Origin of the sequence: Streptomyces sp. NPDC005866 (genome assembly GCF_040629895.1) — a bacterium.
GTDB lineage: Bacteria > Actinomycetota > Actinomycetes > Streptomycetales > Streptomycetaceae > Streptomyces.
This window is the reverse complement of the sequence record NZ_JBEXWP010000027.1, coordinates 1-17092: the sequence shown is the minus strand read 5'-3', so window position 1 is coordinate 17092 and position 17092 is coordinate 1. Positions and strand designations below refer to the sequence as shown.

The following is a 17092-nucleotide window of genomic DNA, read 5'->3' as shown; positions in this document are numbered from 1 at the left end:
CACCCGCATGAGGACCCGTAACACCACCCTCGCTCTGGCCGGCCTGCTGGTCGCGTCGTTCACCACCGGTTGTGGAGGCGCCGTCACGACCGCCTCCAACGTCCACGCGGACGGCGTCTACGCGCAGATCGCCGCGATCCCCAAGGACCAGCAGCGCGCCAAGGCCGAGGAACTGGCCAGGAAGGAGGGCGGGACTCTCTCCCTCTACACGTCGATGACCTCGGACATCGCGACGCCTGTCGCGAAGGCGTTCGAGAAGAAGTTCGGCATCCGCGTCAGCGTCTTCCGCGCCAACTCCGAGACGGTGCTCCAACGCACCATGCAGGAAGCCCAGGCCGGCAAGTCGGGCGCCGACGCGGTGGAGACCAACTTTCTGGAGATGGCCGCCCTGGCCGACAACGGTCTCCTGGCGGACTTCAACGGCTCCGCACTCGACAAGGTGGAACCGGCCGGCAAGTTCGAGCACTGGACGGCGAGCCGGTTCAACGTGTTCCAGCCCGCGTGGAACACCCAACTGATCAAGCCCGGCGACGAACCGCACAGCTGGGACGACCTCGCCCTGCCCAAGTACAAGGGCAGGATCAGCCTGGAGGTCAGCGACGCCGACTGGTTCGCCAACCTCACGAAGTACTGGCTCGAGCACGGCAAGACACAGACACAGGTGGACAAGCTGTGGAAGGACATCGTCGCCAACGCCAAGGTGGCCAAGGGCCACACGACGATGATGCAGTTCCTCGCCGCGGGCCAGACGCCGCTGGAGGCGATGAACTACACCTACATCACGGACCGGGCCGCCGACCGGGGCGCCCCCGTCGCCCGACTGCCCCGGAGCGGAGTGTCGACGCTGCCCGCCTTCGCACGTCCCAACGGCGTCGGCATGATCAAGAACGCCGCGCATCCCGCCACGGCCTGGCTCTTCTACGACTGGCTCCTGACGGACGGCCAGAAGGACCTGGTCAAGCTGAAGCTCACCCCGGCCACGAAGGTCCCCGGTGACACGAGCCTGAAGGGCCTCACCCTCGTCCCCTTCGACGTCAAGGATCTGAGCAAGAACTCCGGCACCTGGGACAAGAAGTACGACGCGCTGCTGCGCGGCGCGAACACGGTGGGGAGCTGACCGTCGATGGCACTCGTACCCACCTCCACGTCACCCCGGGACAAGGCCGCCGGACCCCCGCCCAGCGCCGGTCGCGGACCCGCCGAGGCCACCCGGGGCTCCAGGCTCCTGCGGCTGGCGCGGCGCCCGCTGTCGCTCCAGGGCCTGCTGGTCGGTGGCGCCGTCGTCATCGTCGGCTACCTCGCCATCGTGCCGCTGGGCTACCTGATTCACGACACCTTCCTCAGTGCCGACGGCAACGGCGTCTCCTTCGGGGCGTTCTCCCGGGCCTACGGCGGCAACTCCCAGTCCGGCGAGATGATGCTCAACTCCCTGGGCTTCGCGATCGGTTCCGCCGTGCTGGCCCTCGTCCTCGGTACCGCCCTGGCCTATGTGCAGGTGCGGACGGACACCCCCTTCAAGGGCCTGTTCTTCGCGGCGTCACTGGTGCCGCTCATCGTGCCCGGCATCCTCTACGCCACCTCGTGGATCTTCCTCGGCGACCCGTCGAGCGGCCTGCTCAACTCCCTTGTCTTCAAGCCCTTGTTCGGCTCTTCGCCCATCAACATCTACAGCGTGTGGGGCATGATCTGGGTGCAGGGACTGCACCTCGCGCCGGTCGCGTTCCTGCTCATGGTCGCCGCCTTCCGCGCGATGGACCCCTCGCTGGAGGAGTCCGCCGCCATGTGCGGAGCCGGCCGCATCACCGTCCTGCGCCGGGTCACGGTTCCGCTGCTGCGGCCGGCGATGATCTCCGCGGCGCTGCTGATGTTCGTGCAGTCCCTGGAGAGCTTCGAGGTGCCCGCACTGCTCGGGCTGCAGAACCGTATCTACGTGTTCACCAGCCGGATCTACTTCGTGCTGCGGGCCTACCCTGTCGACTACGGCGCCGCCGGAGCCTACGCCCTCGGGCTGCTGGCCATCGCGGCGGTCGGGGTGCTCGTCTCCGGCTGGCTGCAGCGCTCCTCCCGCAACTACCAGACGGTGACCGGCAAGGCGTTCCGCCCCCGCCCGGTCGAGCTCGGCCGAGCCCGCCCCTTCGTCGGCGTCGCCGTGCTCCTCTACTTCCTGCTCACGGTGGTCCTGCCGGTCGCCGTCCTGGTCTACGCCTCGCTGCTGAAGTACTACGCCGCACCGACCCGCAAGACGTTCAGCCAGATGACCTTCGCCAACTACCGCGCCGTCTTCGACATGCCGTTGGCCTTCACGGCACTGAAGAACTCGCTCGTCGTCGGGGTGGGAGCCGCCACGGTCGTGATGCTTCTGACCGCGATCGTCTCGTGGGTCGTCCTGCGCACCAAGGCCCCGGGCCGCCGGCTGCTGGACCTGCTCGCCTTCACCCCCATCGTCATCCCCGGCCTGGTGCTCGGCCTGGCCCTGGCGTTCGTCTACCTGCGCATGCCGCTGCCCATCTACGGCACGCTGCTCATCCTGCTGGTGTCGTACTGCACGCGCTACCTGCCGTACGGCATGCGCTACTCGTCGGCGGCGATGGCGCAGATGTCACCGGAACTGGAGGAGTCGGCCGCGGTGTCCGGCGCCTCGTGGTTCCAGACCTTCCGCCGCGTCCTGCTGCCACTGATGAGCGGTGGCATCCTCGCCGGCTGGGTCTACATCCTCGTCGTGTCCTTCCGCGAGCTGTCCAGCACCATCCTGCTCTACAGCCCCGGCAAGGAAGTGCTGTCCGTGCTGATCTGGGAGCAGTTCGAGAACGGCCAGTTCACCACGCTCGCCGCCCTCGGCGTGTGCATGGTCGCCCTGCTCGTCGTGCTCGTCGCCGTTGCCTACCGCCTGGGTGCCCGCTTCGGGCTGCAGAACGATTCCGCGAACTGACCGAAGGGAAATCCAGCGATGTTGACGGTCGAATCCCTCAAGAAGAGCTACGACGACTCCGCGAGGAGGCGCACCTCCCGGCCCGACGAGAGCACGCGCGTGTTCGCCGTCGGCGGCGTCGACTTCGAGGTGCACGACGGCGAGCTGTTCACACTGCTCGGCCCCTCCGGCTGCGGCAAGACCACCACCCTGCGCTCGGTCGCAGGCCTGGAACGCCCGACTGAGGGCCGAGTGACGCTCGGCGGGCGTGTGCTCTTCGACTCCCAGAAGCGCATCAGCATGCACGCCAACCAGCGCGGGCTCGGCATGGTCTTCCAGTCGTACGCCATCTGGCCGCACATGTCGGTCTTCAAGAACGTGTCGTTCCCCCTGGACGTCATGCCCCGCACCAAGCGCCCCGGGCGCAAGGAGATCGAGGAGCGCGTCGGGCAGGTTCTCGACGTGACCGAACTGGGCGCCTACGCGTCCCGGCCGGCCACCAAGCTCTCCGGCGGACAGCAGCAGCGCCTGGCTCTGGCCCGTGCCCTGGTGACCCGGCCCGAACTGATGCTGCTGGACGAGCCGCTGTCCAACCTGGACGCCAAGCTGCGCGAGTCGATGCGGTTCGAACTCAAGCGACTGCAGCGGGAGTTGAACCTGACCGCCATCTACGTGACGCACGACCAGGCCGAGGCCCTGGTGATGTCGAACCGGATCGCGGTGATGAACAAGGGCCGTATCGAGCAGATCGGCAAGCCCCGGGAGATCTACACCCGGCCCGCGACCCGGTTCGTCGCCGAGTTCATCGGCACCTCCAACTTCATGGAGGCCAAGGTGGTCTCCGTCGAGGGTGGCGAGGTGCAGGTCGACGCGGCACCGGGCCGGCTCCTCGCCCGCGAGGTGCACAGGACACCGTCCGTGGGCGAGACGGTGCTGATCTCGATCCGGCCGGAGAGCGTCGAACTGCACCGCGAACGGCGCGGCGACGTGCCCAACGAATGGTCGGGCAGGGTCCTCACCCGCGCCTTCATGGGCGATGTCGTCGACCACATCGTGGGCGTCGGCGACCTCGAGATCCGCAGCCGCTCCAACCCCACCTTGTCGATCCCTCCGGGCACGGAGGTCCATTTCACCGTCGCCCCGGACAAGGTGGCCCTGGTTCCGGTCGACTGACCGATGGCGATACCCGAGGTACTGCGCAACCGCGACTTCAGCCTCTACTGGGGCGGTGTCGTCCTGTCCCAGATCGGGACCCGGGGCGCCGTCGCCGCCAGCCTGTACCAGGTCTACCAACTGACGGGCTCGACCGCGCAGGTCGGGCTCGTGGGCCTGGCCCAGGCCGCGGCCCTGCTGGTGCTGTCACCGGTCGGCGGCATCTACGCCGACCGGCTGGACCGGCGGCGGCTGCTGCAGCTCACACAATGCGTCGCCCTGCTGGTGTCGGCCGCGCTCGCGGCGATCACCTTCGCGGGAGCGGCCACGGTATGGGCGGTGCTCGCCTCCTCCCTGCTGGCGACGGCGGCGGCGACCTTCGACCAGCCGGCCCGGCAGGCGCTCATCCCGGCGATCGTGCCGCGCGACCGGCTCGTCGAGGCGTTCGCGCTGCTCAATCCCTCCAGGGAGCTGGCGGTCCTGGTGGGGCCCGCGTTGGCGGGCGTGCTGATCGCCGTCGGCGGACCAGGGGCCGTCTACGTCTTCGACGCCGTCACCTACGCGGTGCTGGTCGCTGTCCTGGCCACGCTGCGCGTGCCGCAGCTGATCGTCGACGGCGCCCGGCACTCGCTGCTGGAGAGCCTGCGCCAGGGCGTGCGGTACGTGAGCCGCCGGCCCCTGGTCTGGCAGCTGATGGGCCTGGACGTGTCCGCCACGGTGTTCGGCGCGTACCGGGTGCTGCTGCCCGCCTTCGCCGTGCACGTCCTGCACGTGGGCGCCACCGGCTACGGACTGCTGTCCGCGGCGCCGTCGGCCGGGGCGCTGATCGGATCGGTGTGGGTTTTCCGGCTCGTGCGGACGGCGCGCGGCGGTCGGATCGTGCTGTGGGGGACGGCCGCGTACGGACTGTCCGTCGTGGGTCTGGCGCAGGCTCGCGACTTCTCCACGGCGATCGTCGCGGCCCTGGCGCTGGGGGCCGCGGACGCGGTCGCCACGACCGTGCGCCACGCCGCCGTCCAGATCGAGACACCGGACGACCTGCGCGGCCGGGTCTCCGCCATTTACCAGATGTGTTCGCGAGGCGGGCCGGCGATCGGCGACTCCCTGATGGGCCTGGCCGCCGGCGCCCTCGGTCCCGTCGTCGCGCTCACCCTGGGCGGACTCGTGCCGGCAGCCGTCTCGGCCGCGTGCGCGTCGCGCAGCCGCACGGTCCGGGAGTACAGCGTGACCGCGGCCGGGCCCGCCTCGCCCTGAACGAATGCGCCTTCTCTTTCGCCCCCCTTCCATCTGTCGGGAGCATCGCTTGAGTACGCACACCACGACCGAAGTCACCCACTACCACGTCCAGAAACGCCGACGGGCCGCCTTCATCGAGGACTGGCGCAAGAACTACCGCACGGTCGTCACTCTGGAGGACGCCGTCGTGCACCCGACCGACCGGGGCAGCCGCGTGGGCGTCTACGTCGGTGCCGACGGCGACCGGCCCACCCGCACCATGGACGCTCTCGCCCACGAACTCGACCCAGGGACCACGACCACCCTGCACCGGCACTCGTGGGACGCCATGGTGTTCGTCGTGGCGGGCTGGGGCTGGACCGAGATCGACGGCCGGCGTATCGAGTGGGGTCCGGGTGACTCGCTGCACCTGCCCGCCTGGTCCTGGCACCGCAGCGGCAACACCGGGGACACGACGACGCGTTACCTCACCTTCTCCAGCGCTCCCCTGCTGGAGACGATGGGCATGGCCCTCGTCGAGGACGCCGGCCACACCCCCGTCGCCGAACTGCCGCCGCGTCCGCCGTTCTCGCCGGGCCGGGACGGCGCCGATCCGTACGCGGCGCGGCTGCGGCGGCTCGCCCGGGACCAGGAGGCCCGTCGCTCCGGGCGGCTGCACACCAGCTGGGACGAGCTCGAACTGCGCAACACCCCGCGCGGCACCCGCACCACGTTCCTGCTGGACCGCGCCATCGGCTACCAGGCGTCCGGCATCACGATGGCCATGTTCGAGATCGGCCCGGGCCGCGCCCAGTCGATGCACCGGCACCCCGGCGAGGCATGGCTGTACGTCGTGGAGGGCACCGGCGAGAGCTATCTGGGCACCGAGCCGGAGGGCGGCGAGCGGCATCCGTGGAAGAAGGGCGACATCATCGTCGTCGACCACTTCCTGTGGCACCAGCACATCAACACGGACCCGGACCGCACGGCGAAGGTCGTCCGCATCCACATGTTCGACAGCATTCTGGAGACCATGCGGGCCCTGTGCGATCCGGTGGTGCTGTTCGAGGAGCCGCCGGACCACATCCGCGACGCGCAGGCCGGCGACCCGTCGACGATTCAGTGGCCGGCGCTCACACGCCCGACCTGGCCGTGAACGGGGGCCGGAAGCGGTGAGCACCGCACTGCCGCACGGCGTGGCCGGGCTCCACGCCCTGCCCGCCGACCATCACGACGGGCCGTGGGACTCCGTGATCGTCGACCCCCGTGTCAAGGAGCGTCTGCTGGCGACCGCCGTCCTGGTGCTCCGGCACGGGAGGCGGCTCGCGGGCTCGGCCGTGGCACCGCACGGACTGGTGGTGCTGGCCGGGCCGCCAGGCACCGGCAAGACCACACTGGCGCGGGGGCTGGCACAGGCGGCCGCGCGCACGCTGGCGCCGCACGGCGCGACGACGCTCGTCGAGGTCGATCCGCACGCCTTCCCGAGCGAGTTGCTGGGCGAGAGCCAGCGTGCGGTCTCCCGACTGTTCCAGGAGACCCTGCCCGAACTGGCCGCTCGCCGCCCGCACACGATCGTGCTCGTCGACGAGGTCGAGGCACTCGCCGTGCGCCGGCACGCCGCGTCCTTCGACACCAACCCGGTCGACGTGCACCGGGCCACGGACGCGGTGCTCAGCGGGCTTGACGGGTTGCGCGCCCAGCGTCCCGGGACACTGCTGGTCGTGACCACGAACTTCAGCGAGGCCGTCGACGAGGCGTTCCTCTCCCGCGCCGACCTGGTCGTTCGCACCGGCCTGCCGGACGAGTCGGTCGTCCCGCTCATCATCGCGGACTCGCTGCGTGAACTGGCGGCGCAGTGGCCCGAACTGGGGGCGCTGGCCGGGGATCTCGCGGTGCACCGGCGAGTGGGCAAGCTGCTGACCGGGCTGGACGGGCGGCGGATCCGCAAGACCGTGCACGGCGCCCTGGCGCTGCGCCTGGAGACGGCGCGGGAGCCGTCGCTGCTGAGCCTCGACGACCTGGTCGCGGCAGCGGAGGAGGCGGCCCGGCAGGGATCGTGAACCGACGCGAACGGGCCCGGGCCCCACACCGAGTGCGGTGTGGGGCCCGGACGTCTTCGGGGACGCCGCGTCAGGACTGCTGCGGCGCACGGTACTCGGGAGCCTCCTCCATGAAGTGCACCGCGTCGTAACCCAGGTGTTTGAAGACGCGGTTCTGCGCCGACAGCAGACGCAGCGGCGTCCCGTCGTAGGCGAACAGCTGGCACACATGGTTCTGCGGCACGTACAGGGTGTCGCCCTTGGTGATCTCGTGCCGGGTCGGCTCCACGGCGACGCGTGCGTAGTACTTCTCGGCGATCTCCGCCTCGACCTCCCACTGCAGGGCGTATCCGCTGCCGTCCAGCACGTAGAACACCTCGTCGGCCATCTTCCAGTACTTGCCCGACCGGCTGCCGGCGGGGATGTCGAGTTCGAAGGCGTCGACGGAGAAGATGCGGGCGTCGGTGCGCTCGGGTGAGGACATCACGCGGACCCGGCCCAGGGGGGTGTCCTCCCAGGTGGTGTCGCCGACACTGATCACCTTCTTGCGGTTCTCCACGCCGGGCGTCCAGATCCGGGACCAGTCCTCCCGGGGGCCGAAGTCGTCCTCCCGCTCGACCGGGCCGCTGCGTCCCTGCTGCCACAGGCCCATGAACATCCAGGTGCTCTTGGCCTTCAGCACCAGGGCGGTGGCGGTCTCGTCGTAGGGGTTGAAGTGGCGGTGCACGGAGTCGGTGTGGACGAACACCAGGTCGTCCTTGGTCCAGTCGTAGCGCTGGTCGTCGTGGATCTCGTAGCCGCGGCCCTGGAGGATGTAGAAGGCGGCCTCGTTCTGGTGGCCGTGTCCGTGATTGCTGGACTGCGGCGGTAGTTCGACGAAGTGGACCTGGATGGTCTGGGTGAGGAAGTCCTCGTCTCCCGGGCCGATCCGCCACCATGTCCGGGACTTGTCGCTGTCGCCGGAGTGGGCCACCTTCGCGTCGTCGACGACCACGGTGTCGTCACGCACCCGTTGGACGGCCAACTGCCTGCGACGGAACTCGCCTAGCCCGTATGTCTCCGAGGTCAGGCCGCGGACGAAAACGCGCCCCTTCTTGCCCATGGTGCCTCCTGATGGCCGTAGCCCTCTGCAATCACCTGATGGTCTAACCATAATGCCTTACGTGAGGGCGTAAAAGAGTCCCGGGCCCATCAGGACCCGGGACCGGCCGGCTTCGGGTTCAGCCGCGGCTGCGGTCACCCTTCACCCGGGAGGCCGTGCGGGTCAGGTGAGTTCGCATGATCTGCGTCGCGGCCTCCACATCACGCGCGGCAACGGCCTCGACGAACCTGCGGTGCTCCTTGGAGCCCTGCCGCCCCATTTGCGGCTCGATGCTCTGCGCCTCCCGCAGGCTCATGAGCAGGGGGCCGTGGAAGGACCGCACGAGCATCTCGATGGCGCCGTTGTGCGTGGAGGCGGCCAGCCGGGTGTGGAAGTCCGCGGACATCTCCATGTCGTACGTGCCCTGCTCGATGGCTTCCGCGTGCTCGTCGCACAGGGCGCGCAGGGCATCGAGGTCCTCGTCCGTGGCCCGCTCGACGACGAGGGGCACGATGCCGAGTTCGAAGACGAGCCGCGCCTCGGTGACCTCGGCCGCCGTCAGCGGCGACAGCGAGAGCAGGTCGGCGAGCCCTTCGCCCACCCGCCGCGAGGACGGAGCCGTCACGAACGCCCCGCCACGCGCGCCCACGCGGATCTCGACGAGTCCGCTGGCCTCCAGGCTGCGCAGCGCCTCCCGCACGGTCACCCGGCTCACGCCGAACTGCACACACAGGTCGCGCTCGCTGGGCAGCCGGTCACCCGGCTGCAGGCGCTCCTCCTTCAGCAGCAACCGGATCTGGTCGACGATCAGCTGGGAGACACGACTCGAGGAGACCGCCTTGAACAGCCCCTCGGTCGCGGGAGCCCGCTTGGCGGACTTCTCGTCTGCGGTCTCGGCGCGCTGGCTGGGTCGCGATGGCATGTGCGCATTCTCCCATGACCGCAGCCCGCGCCGCCGTGCACCTCCTCAATGGCTTGAAGTCATACCAACAGACCAAGGCGTCCGCCTCCGTCATGCCCGGAGCCATGCCTCCGGGACGCCGGGCTCGATCGCGCTCGTGCGCGCGTCAGGTCACGGTGTCCGGCCCCACCGTCCGCCCGTTGCCGAGGGCGGCCGCCGGGGTCTGTGCGTCCGCCGGCCCGCCGGAGCGGGCGGAGTCGTTCACCGAGCGGCCGTAGCGCACCCCCAGCAGCAGGACCGCCAGGCCGGCGGCGAGCATCGGCACGGACATCGCGTAGAACACGGTGCTCGGTGACCAGTTCGCGGCGAGCGCCGCTCCCACCACGATGGGTCCGAGGATGCCGCCCACGCGGCCGACGCCCAGGGCCCAGCCGACGCGGGTGGAGCGCATCGGCCCGGATAGAAGACGGCGGCCAGTGCGATCAGGCTCTTCCGGCCGCCGCTGACGCAGCAGCCCGCGAAGAAGTTCGCCGTCATCGGAACCCACAACGGCTCGTGCAGGGCGGTACCGGTCAGGGCCACGCAGACGCAACCCGCCAGGTAGAGGACGCCCAGTGTCCGGTACGGGCCCAGCCGGTCCATGGACGGGCCGGTGACGAAGGCGGCGGCGATACCGCCCACCGTGGTCAGCGTGGTCGCGGCGACGACCACGCTCATCGAGTGACCCAGGTCGGTCACGATGGTGGGGAGCCAGCTCTGCAGGGCGTAGAACTCGGCCAGATTGATCATGAACACGAACCACAGCAGTACCGTGCCCCACAGCCACCTGCCCGTGAACAGGCTGGTGAGCGCGGCGCGCTTCCCGCTGTCGTTCTCCTCCACGCTGAAGACGGCTTCGCCGTGCTCGGGCATGGACAGGGGCAGCTCTCCGTCGATCCGGCGGAACACCGCGTACATGCGGTGCGGGTCCGTGTTCCGCCGGATCATGAAGACCGGGGACTCCGGCAGGCCGCGGACCAGGAGGGGAAATCAGCAGCACGGGCGCCGCGGCGCCGACCCACAGCAGCGAGCGCCAGCCGTGGTCGGGAATCAGCCAGCCCCCGGCCAGACCGGCCACCACGAAGCCGACCGAGAAGCCGCAGTAGACGACCAGCACGAAGGTGGCCCGCAGCCTCTTGGGACTGAACTCGCGCGCCGTGTCGACCTGCGCCGTGTCGATCACACAGCTCACGGTCTCGGAAGCGGCCCATGCCACCGGGCTGACCCGCGCCACGGCGCGCCGCTGCCTGCTCACCCTGACCGAGCTCGGCTACCCGACGCACGACGCTTCCGCCCCACTCCCCGCATGGCGCGCCTCGGCGGCTCGTACACGCGCACCGACCCGCTGCCAAGGCTGGCGCAGTCGCAACTGGTCTCGGCTCGCCGGGCGTTTGGGGGAATCCATCTCCCTGGCCGTTCTGGACGAGGGCGAGGCGGTGTTCGTGGCCCGCGCGGAGACCGAGCGCGTTGTGTCCGCTGGGGTGCGCATCGGGGTCCGGCTCCCCGCCTGCAGCACGGCGACGGGCCGCGTTCTTCTCGCGGCACTGTCCGACGAGGAGTTGGACGCCCTCCCGTCAGTTCGGCGCCTACCGCGACTTCACCGGCGGCGGCCCTCGGCGCCGTCCCTCGCAAGAGCGTCAAGGACAGCGCCGAAGCCGTCGACATCCCCGTAACCTTCGACGGCGTGGCCTTCCGCAAACCTCGCCACGATGCCGAAGGCGGTCGAAGGAGGAGCGGAACTTCCGGAACGTGAAGTCGTTCACGTGGACCGCGTGTTGACCTCGATGGCCAGATCGTTGTTCACCGTGTAGTAGGGGCGGACCTCGTACTCCCCGCGCTTCCCGAGCCGCGTGGCGGAATAGACGAAGATCTCCTTGCGGTCCGGGATGTCGTCGAACAGCTTGCCGACCCGCACCTTGTCCGCCTCCTCCTCCGGCTGCACGAACACGTCCCAGGCGTACGGGCCGACCGGCTCCGGCCGCAGCAGGTTCCCGTAGTCGACGCGGAAGGAGAACTCGTGTTCGTCGGCCTGTCGCAGCGGCAAGGGGTGCAGTGTCCGCTCCTGGCGGTGTCGCAGCACGACGGTCGCACGAGGTCCCAGCCGCCTGCCGTACAGCCGCGCCGACACGGTCACGCCGTCGCTGTCGACACGAAGCGACCGCGTCTCCGCGTGGGCCGTGCGCAGCCAGGTCCGCACCGCCAGGTAGCCGTCCTTCGTGGCATAGGGGATGCGGACGGCCACCGGAGAGGTCCAGTCCCGTCGGCTGCCGTCGAGGAGCAGCCGTAGGTCACGCAAACCGGGCCGGGCCCGTCGTTCCTCCTCGTCCTGGTCGACGACGTAGACGTCCCATCGTCCCTCGGCGAGCGTAGGCAGGTCGGGCTGCACCGCGATCCACCGGCCTTCCGGTGCCTTCTCAAGGGTGAGGGGGTTGAACGGCTGCTCCTCGGCGGCCGTGCCCACCGGCTTGGTTCGCCGGCGCAGCAGCAACCGCGGCTCGCGCGCCTCCGGCAACTCCAGCGACCAGGTGATGTTCCCGTCTTCGTCGATGGTGCAGTGACAGCGTGGCTCGTGCTGACGCTGGTCTTCGGTCATCGATGGGAACCCCGTACTCTGCGCAGCGCGTTGCCGGCCGCCACGTAGGCGCCGTCCTTGAGGGCATGACTCCTGCTCGTCAGCACCCGGCACAGACCGGGGCCGGACAGGGCTCCCGGGACCTCGCCCGCTACCGGCTCCAGCAGTGAATCGATCAGTTGCTCCGCCTGACGCACCACGAGGGCGGGAGAGAACCTCTGGGCATGGCGGACTGCGGCCTGGCCCATGCGGCGACGCAGGGAGTCGTCCTCGATGAGTTCCAGCAGCGCCGCGGCCAGGGCGTCCGGATCATCCACCGACGTCAGACGCCCGTCGACTCCGTCCTGGATGATCTCGGCGGGCCCATGCGGACAGTCGGTGCTGACCACGGGCAGTCCGCAGCGCATCGCTTCCACGATGGTCATGCCGAAGGGCTCGAAGTTCGACGCGGCAAGGCCGATGGATCCCTTGACCCACTCGGCTTCGATGGGTGTGGCGGCTCCCATGAGGAGCACGTTGTCGTAGAGTCCGAGCCGCCCGATCAGCTCACGCAGACGTCCGTGTTCCTCCCCCTTCCCATAAATGCGCAGTTGCCAGTCCGGGCGCCGCGCGGCCACGCGGGCGAACGCCTCGATCATCAGGTCGAAGCGCTTGACCGGTACCAGCCGCCCCGCGGCGACGACGGTCTTCGAGCTGCTGTCGGCGACCGGAAGCGTGGGATCGGGCACGCTGTTGGGCAGGCACTGCAGACGCACGCCCGGCAGATGCATCTTGCGCCGGTAGGTGCGGGCGTCCGCCTCGGTGACGGTCGTCAGGGCGTTCAGGCCCGGGTACGCCCGGCGCAGGACACGACGCAGCCGTGGGGAATGGTTGTCCAGCGTCAGGTGCTCCTGCCCTATTCGCACGATCCGCCGTGGGCCCTGAAGGGCAAGGTGGACGTTGAGCCCGGGGCGCGTGGCGATGACGACGTCGCCGTCCGTGCCGTCCAGCCATTCCTCGATCCGCTGGTCCGTCAGCCGGCTGTACTGCCGATAGCGGTACTCGGCCTCCGGGAAGACACGGGCCGGCTTGAGGTGCAGGGGGTGGTCCTCCTCGGTCCGCAGGTCCACCAGGTGCCGCAGCCGGACTCTGGGGTCGAGTGTGTAGTTCGGTCTCTGTCTGTGTCTCAGCACGGAAACGATCTCGACATCGTGTCTCTCCGCCAACCCCTGAGCCAGATTGAAGGTGGTGGTGATAGTGCCGCCGATGCCGTATGCGTTGTGGATGAGAAAGCGGATCCTCATGATCACCCAGACGCTTGCTCGCCGGCAGAAGGTTGTATGTAGTTGACGAAGAGGCAAAAAATTCGTGACCACTGGCCGAATACATGCGGCGCGATATCGATGATGAGGCGATTTATTCGGTTATCGAACGAGCCGATCCGGAGACGGGGATGGAGGCCGGTCAGATTGAGCCAGGCGCGCAGCTGGAGGAGTACATGAACAGGGTGACGCCGGGGACCGGCCGGCCCAGGGGGCGCACCCGCCGGCCGGTCCCGCGTCCGTGTCACGTGCTGTATCGCCGTCAGCTCACGGTGGCCGCCGTGCGCTGAGTCGGGCGGTGCTCGCGCGTGTACACGTTCATGGAGTGCCGCGCAGGCCGGCGTCAACGACCAGGCGACCCTGGCTCAGTGACTCGCTGCAGCAATCCCTCGTCCGGACAACTGCAGCGGCATGGTCGACAGCATTCTGTCTACAGTATGCTCTCCGCGCTGACAAGAGGCAGAACAGCGGCTCGACTTCCCCCGAGCCACAAGCGCTCACGCCGCGGCAGTCGAGTGCGTAGACTGTAGACGAAAACCAATATCAGGCTAGGTTGAGCTGCTACCGAAGGGTGGAGCCATGGCGTCCGCGGCGTTGCCGACCGGTACCGTACCCAAGCTGGAGCGACCCGGCCCGCTGCGCGAGCGGGTCTACGAAGCCCTCCTGGAGCTCATCGTCACCAGGTCGCTCCAGCCCGGACAGCATCTCGTCGAGACCGAGCTCGCCGGCTACCTCGGCGTCTCCCGCCAGCCCGTCCGCGAGGCGCTGCAGCGGCTCAACACCGAGGGCTGGGTGGACCTGCGCCCGGCACAGGGCGCGTTCGTGCACGACCCCACGGAGGAGGAGGCCGACCAACTGCTCGTCGTCCGCGGTCTGCTCGAGGCCGAGGCGGCGAGACTGGCGGCGGCCAACGCCACCCCGGAGGCCACGGCGCGGCTGCGCGAGTTGTGCGAGGCGGGCGAGCGGGCGCTGAAGGCCGACGACGTCGATGCCGTGGTCGCGGCCAACGCCGACTTTCACGCGTACGTGATGGAACTCGCGGCGAACTCGGTGCTCGCGGAGCTGTCCGCACAGGTGGATCGCCGCGTCCGGTGGTTCCACACGCCCGTCGCCCGTACCCGCGGCGCGTTGTCCTGGGACGAGCACCGGGCAATGATCGACGCCATCGCGGCAAGGAACGAGCAGCGGGCGCAGCAACTGATGCGGGATCACACGGAGCACACCCGCACCAGCTACCACGAACGCACGGATTCCGAGCAGTGACGGTCGACTCTGCCGATGGTGCGGCCTAGGCCGTTTCGCTGCTCACCTGCAACGCGCCCGCCTGGACTCGGAGCGCCGTGGTGCGGCCCGGCTGCCGCAACAGCAGCGCAAGCGCCGCCGACGCCAGCCCGAAGCACCCGGCGAATATGTAGGCACCGGAGTAGCCCCACGCCGCGACGACCGTCGCCCCCAGGCCGCTGCCGGCCAGCCCGCCGACCAGCTTGGAGCTGTACACCAGACCGTAGTTCTGGGCGTTGTTGTTCTCACCGAAGTAGTCCGGGACCAGCGAGGCGAACATCGGGAAGAAGGCGCCCGAGCCGAAACCGGAGATGAAGGCGAAGAAGAGGAACAGCGGTTCACTGCGGATGTCACCGGCCCACAGGACACCGAACTGCGCCAGGCCCTCGACCGCGATCACCAGAATCAGGGTCTGCTTCCGTCCGAGCCGGTCGGACACCCAGCCGGTCACGCCCCGACCGGTGCCGTTGATGAGGGACATGATGCCCATCGACGAGGCGACCACCAGCGGGCCGAACCCGATCTCCTTCGCGAACGGAACCTGGAAGGAGATGCCGAAGATGGAGACCCCGGAGCACAACACCAGGCAGAGCCACATCAGCGGGAGCATCCCGGTGCGGATCGCCTCCATCGGCTCGTACTGCCGCACGGCCGGGGGGTTCTTGGACAGCGTCGTGTCGTTGGCCTTCTTGCTGTGCTGGAGCGGGTCGACCTCCTCGGGCCACCAGTTCTTCGGCGGGTCCTTGAAGAACCAGCCGCAGATCGCCACGAACGCCAGGACGTAGATGCCCACCAAGTCGAGCACCGTGCGGTAGTTGTCGGCGTCGAAGGAGTAGGTGAACACGAAGATCATCGGTACGGACCCGTAGGCGAAACCGCCGTTGACGAAGCCGGTCTTGCCACCGCGCCGTTCCGGGTACCACTTGCCGACGATGTTGACGCAGGTCGAGTAGACCATGCCGGCGCCCGCGCCACCGAGGACACCGAAGCCCGCGATCGCCAGCGCCACGTTCGGCGCGTAGCTGAGGGCGAAGAAGCCGAGCCCGGCCAGGACGGCTCCGATCAGCATGGCCCCACGGGCCGTGAGGATCCCGCGTTCCCGCAGCCTTCCCGTCGGGAAGGCCACTCCCGCCTGGAAGACTGTCCACACGCCCAGGACCCAGAATGTGTCGGTGGACGTCCAGCCGTGCGCCGAGGACACGACCTCCTCGGCCGAGCCGTAGGCGTATTCCGCGACGCTGATGGCCATCATGGCCACCCACGGAAGCACCACCATCAGCAGACGTGGTCCGCCAAGGATGTCCCGGGGGCTCTCGCCGACCCGGTACACGCGTCCGTTCGCATCCGTGATCTCCTGGTATGCGGGTCGCCTGGATGTTGCGGTTGTCATGTTGTTTCCCCTTGCTCAAGAGACTCACCAGCGCCCCCTGGTCGGTACTCCGAGTGCAATGCGGGGAGGTCCGGCCCCGGGCAGCGGCGCCCGAGCAGGACCTGTCATGCGGACCGGTCAGGACGGTCCGCGCCATCGAGGGTCGGGTCACGGCGCAGCGGGGGTCCGCGGCGCCGCGTCGGAAGCGGCGGATGCCGGGCAGCTTCCGCCGAGTGGCGGTGGCACCGCACCATGCTCAGATCACTCCGTTCGACTTGAGCATCCGCAAGTCCTCGTCGCCCAGGCCGAGTTCGCCGATGTAGATCTCTTCGTTGTGCTCGCCCAGCAGCGGGGAGGTGGTCACGTCCACTGGCGAGTCGGACAGTTTCAGCGGGCTGCCCACGGTGGTGAACTCACCCCGCTCGGGATGCGGGACGCGTACCACCATCTCGTTGGCGATCAGCGATTCGTCCTCGATGATCTCCTTGGTGGACAGGATCGGCCCGCACGGAATGTTGTGCGCGTTCAGCCTTTCCAGCACTTGCCGCTTCGGCAGGGTGGAAGTCCATTCCTCGATCAGCTGGAACAACTTGCCCAGCTTCGGCAGGCGGGCCTCGGGGGTGGCCCAGTCGGGGTCGTCGGCGAGCTCCGGGTGGCCGATCATCTCGCTGAGCGGCCTCCAGCCGACGGGCTGGACGATGACGTACACGTAGTCGTTCGGGCCGCCCGGCGCGCAGCGGACCGCCCAGCCGGGCTGGCCGCCGCCGGAGGCGTTGCCGGAGCGGGGCACCTCGTCGCCGAAGTCCTCGTTGGGGTACTCGGCGAGCGGCCCGTGCACGAGCCGCTGCTGGTCGCGCAGCTTCACCCGGCAGAGATTGAGCACGGCGTGCTGCATGGCGACGTTCACCCGCTGACCGCGCCCGGTCCGTTCCCGCTGCAGCAGAGCGGCGAGGATGCCGGCCACGGCGTGCACACCGGTCCCCGAGTCGCCGATCTGGGCACCGGTGGCCAGCGGCGGGCCGTCCTCGAAGCCGGTGGTGGCCATCGAGCCGCCCATGGCCTGGGCGACGACCTCGTACGCCTTGAAGTTGGTGTACGGGCCCTCCCCGAAGCCCTTGATGGAGGCGTACACGATCCGCGGGTTGATCTCCTTGATGCGGTCCCAGGTGAAGCCCATCCGGTCGACCGCGCCGGGGCCGAAGTTCTCGACCATGACGTCCGAGCGGCGGATCAG

General features: G+C 69.2%; 15 protein-coding genes. 8 read left to right on the top strand and 7 right to left on the bottom strand.

Translation table 11 applies throughout. The features are described from left to right. The first annotated feature begins 7 nt into the window (after nt 1-7). The 6 genes from ABZ396_RS32090 to ABZ396_RS32065 are packed head-to-tail and all read left to right on the top strand — an operon-like array spanning nt 8 to nt 7335. Entirely contained in the window at nt 8-1117 is a 1110-nt protein-coding gene (locus ABZ396_RS32090) for an extracellular solute-binding protein (RefSeq protein WP_358918482.1), read from the top strand. Between the two features lie 6 nt (nt 1118-1123). Further along, nucleotides 1124-2929, top strand: a complete 1806-nt coding sequence (locus ABZ396_RS32085) for an iron ABC transporter permease (RefSeq protein ID WP_358918484.1) — start codon at nt 1124-1126, stop codon at nt 2927-2929. 18 nt (nt 2930-2947) lie between these two features. After that, nucleotides 2948-4081, top strand: coding sequence for an ABC transporter ATP-binding protein (locus tag ABZ396_RS32080; RefSeq protein ID WP_358918485.1), 1134 nt, complete (start codon nt 2948-2950; stop codon nt 4079-4081). A 3-nt stretch (nt 4082-4084) separates the two neighbouring features. Continuing rightward, nucleotides 4085-5314, top strand: coding sequence for an MFS transporter (locus tag ABZ396_RS32075; RefSeq protein ID WP_358918486.1), 1230 nt, complete (start codon nt 4085-4087; stop codon nt 5312-5314). Nucleotides 5315-5363: 49 nt separating this feature from the next. After that, a complete protein-coding gene (locus ABZ396_RS32070; RefSeq protein WP_358918488.1) occupies nt 5364-6431 on the top strand; it encodes a cupin domain-containing protein in 1068 nt (355 codons plus the stop codon). 16 nt (nt 6432-6447) lie between these two features. Continuing rightward, nucleotides 6448-7335, top strand: a complete 888-nt coding sequence (locus ABZ396_RS32065; RefSeq protein ID WP_358918489.1) for an AAA family ATPase — start codon at nt 6448-6450, stop codon at nt 7333-7335. Between the two features lie 70 nt (nt 7336-7405). Here the strand turns inward: ABZ396_RS32065 and ABZ396_RS32060 are convergent, their stop codons facing one another. The 3 genes from ABZ396_RS32060 to ABZ396_RS32050 form a co-directional block, all read right to left on the bottom strand. Next, a complete protein-coding gene (locus ABZ396_RS32060) occupies nt 7406-8416 on the bottom strand; it encodes a cupin domain-containing protein (RefSeq protein WP_358918491.1) in 1011 nt (336 codons plus the stop codon). A 118-nt stretch (nt 8417-8534) separates the two neighbouring features. Beyond that, nucleotides 8535-9317 (bottom strand): FadR/GntR family transcriptional regulator, encoded by a 783-nt coding sequence (locus ABZ396_RS32055; protein WP_358918493.1) that lies wholly within the window; start codon nt 9315-9317, stop codon nt 8535-8537. Between the two features lie 240 nt (nt 9318-9557). After that, on the bottom strand, nt 9558-10283 hold the full coding sequence (locus ABZ396_RS32050; RefSeq protein ID WP_358918495.1) for an MFS transporter: 726 nt from the start codon (nt 10281-10283) through the stop codon (nt 9558-9560). Between the two features lie 173 nt (nt 10284-10456). Here ABZ396_RS32050 and ABZ396_RS32045 point away from each other — a divergent pair, with 173 nt between their 5' ends. Next, nucleotides 10457-11008: a helix-turn-helix domain-containing protein gene (locus tag ABZ396_RS32045; RefSeq protein ID WP_359186505.1), complete on the top strand. Its 552-nt coding sequence runs from the start codon at nt 10457-10459 to the stop codon at nt 11006-11008. 86 nt (nt 11009-11094) lie between these two features. On the opposite strand, the gene ABZ396_RS32040 is transcribed toward ABZ396_RS32045, so the two are convergent. Beyond that, nucleotides 11095-11928: a transferase gene (locus ABZ396_RS32040; protein ID WP_358918497.1), complete on the bottom strand. Its 834-nt coding sequence runs from the start codon at nt 11926-11928 to the stop codon at nt 11095-11097. Beyond that, nucleotides 11925-13190, bottom strand: coding sequence for a glycosyltransferase family 4 protein (locus ABZ396_RS32035; RefSeq protein ID WP_358918499.1), 1266 nt, complete (start codon nt 13188-13190; stop codon nt 11925-11927). The genes ABZ396_RS32040 and ABZ396_RS32035 overlap by 4 nt, the downstream gene beginning before the upstream one ends. 597 nt (nt 13191-13787) lie before the next feature. Here ABZ396_RS32035 and ABZ396_RS32030 point away from each other — a divergent pair. Then, complete coding sequence (locus ABZ396_RS32030; protein ID WP_358918501.1) at nt 13788-14471, top strand: GntR family transcriptional regulator; 684 nt, start codon at nt 13788-13790, stop codon at nt 14469-14471. 25 nt (nt 14472-14496) lie between these two features. Here the strand turns inward: ABZ396_RS32030 and ABZ396_RS32025 are convergent, their stop codons facing one another. Beyond that, nucleotides 14497-15879 carry an OFA family MFS transporter gene (locus ABZ396_RS32025; protein ID WP_358918503.1) on the bottom strand — a complete coding sequence of 461 codons (1383 nt, stop codon included), beginning with the start codon at nt 15877-15879 and terminating at the stop codon, nt 14497-14499. 235 nt (nt 15880-16114) lie between these two features. Beyond that, the coding region (gene frc / locus ABZ396_RS32020) for a formyl-CoA transferase (RefSeq protein WP_359186501.1) at nt 16115-17092 on the bottom strand (978 nt) is incomplete at its 5' end.

Coding starts and splice junctions, on each gene's coding strand:
- ABZ396_RS32090 (WP_358918482.1), top strand. CDS start 8: ATGAGGACCCGTAACACCACCCTCGCTCTGGCCGGCCTGCTGGTCGCG.
- ABZ396_RS32085 (WP_358918484.1), top strand. CDS start 1,124: ATGGCACTCGTACCCACCTCCACGTCACCCCGGGACAAGGCCGCCGGA.
- ABZ396_RS32080 (WP_358918485.1), top strand. CDS start 2,948: ATGTTGACGGTCGAATCCCTCAAGAAGAGCTACGACGACTCCGCGAGG.
- ABZ396_RS32075 (WP_358918486.1), top strand. CDS start 4,085: ATGGCGATACCCGAGGTACTGCGCAACCGCGACTTCAGCCTCTACTGG.
- ABZ396_RS32060 (WP_358918491.1), bottom strand. CDS start 8,416: ATGGGCAAGAAGGGGCGCGTTTTCGTCCGCGGCCTGACCTCGGAGACA.
- ABZ396_RS32055 (WP_358918493.1), bottom strand. CDS start 9,317: ATGCCATCGCGACCCAGCCAGCGCGCCGAGACCGCAGACGAGAAGTCC.
- ABZ396_RS32050 (WP_358918495.1), bottom strand. CDS start 10,283: ATGATCCGGCGGAACACGGACCCGCACCGCATGTACGCGGTGTTCCGC.
- ABZ396_RS32040 (WP_358918497.1), bottom strand. CDS start 11,928: ATGACCGAAGACCAGCGTCAGCACGAGCCACGCTGTCACTGCACCATC.
- ABZ396_RS32035 (WP_358918499.1), bottom strand. CDS start 13,190: ATGAGGATCCGCTTTCTCATCCACAACGCATACGGCATCGGCGGCACT.
- ABZ396_RS32030 (WP_358918501.1), top strand. CDS start 13,788: ATGGCGTCCGCGGCGTTGCCGACCGGTACCGTACCCAAGCTGGAGCGA.
- ABZ396_RS32025 (WP_358918503.1), bottom strand. CDS start 15,879: ATGACAACCGCAACATCCAGGCGACCCGCATACCAGGAGATCACGGAT.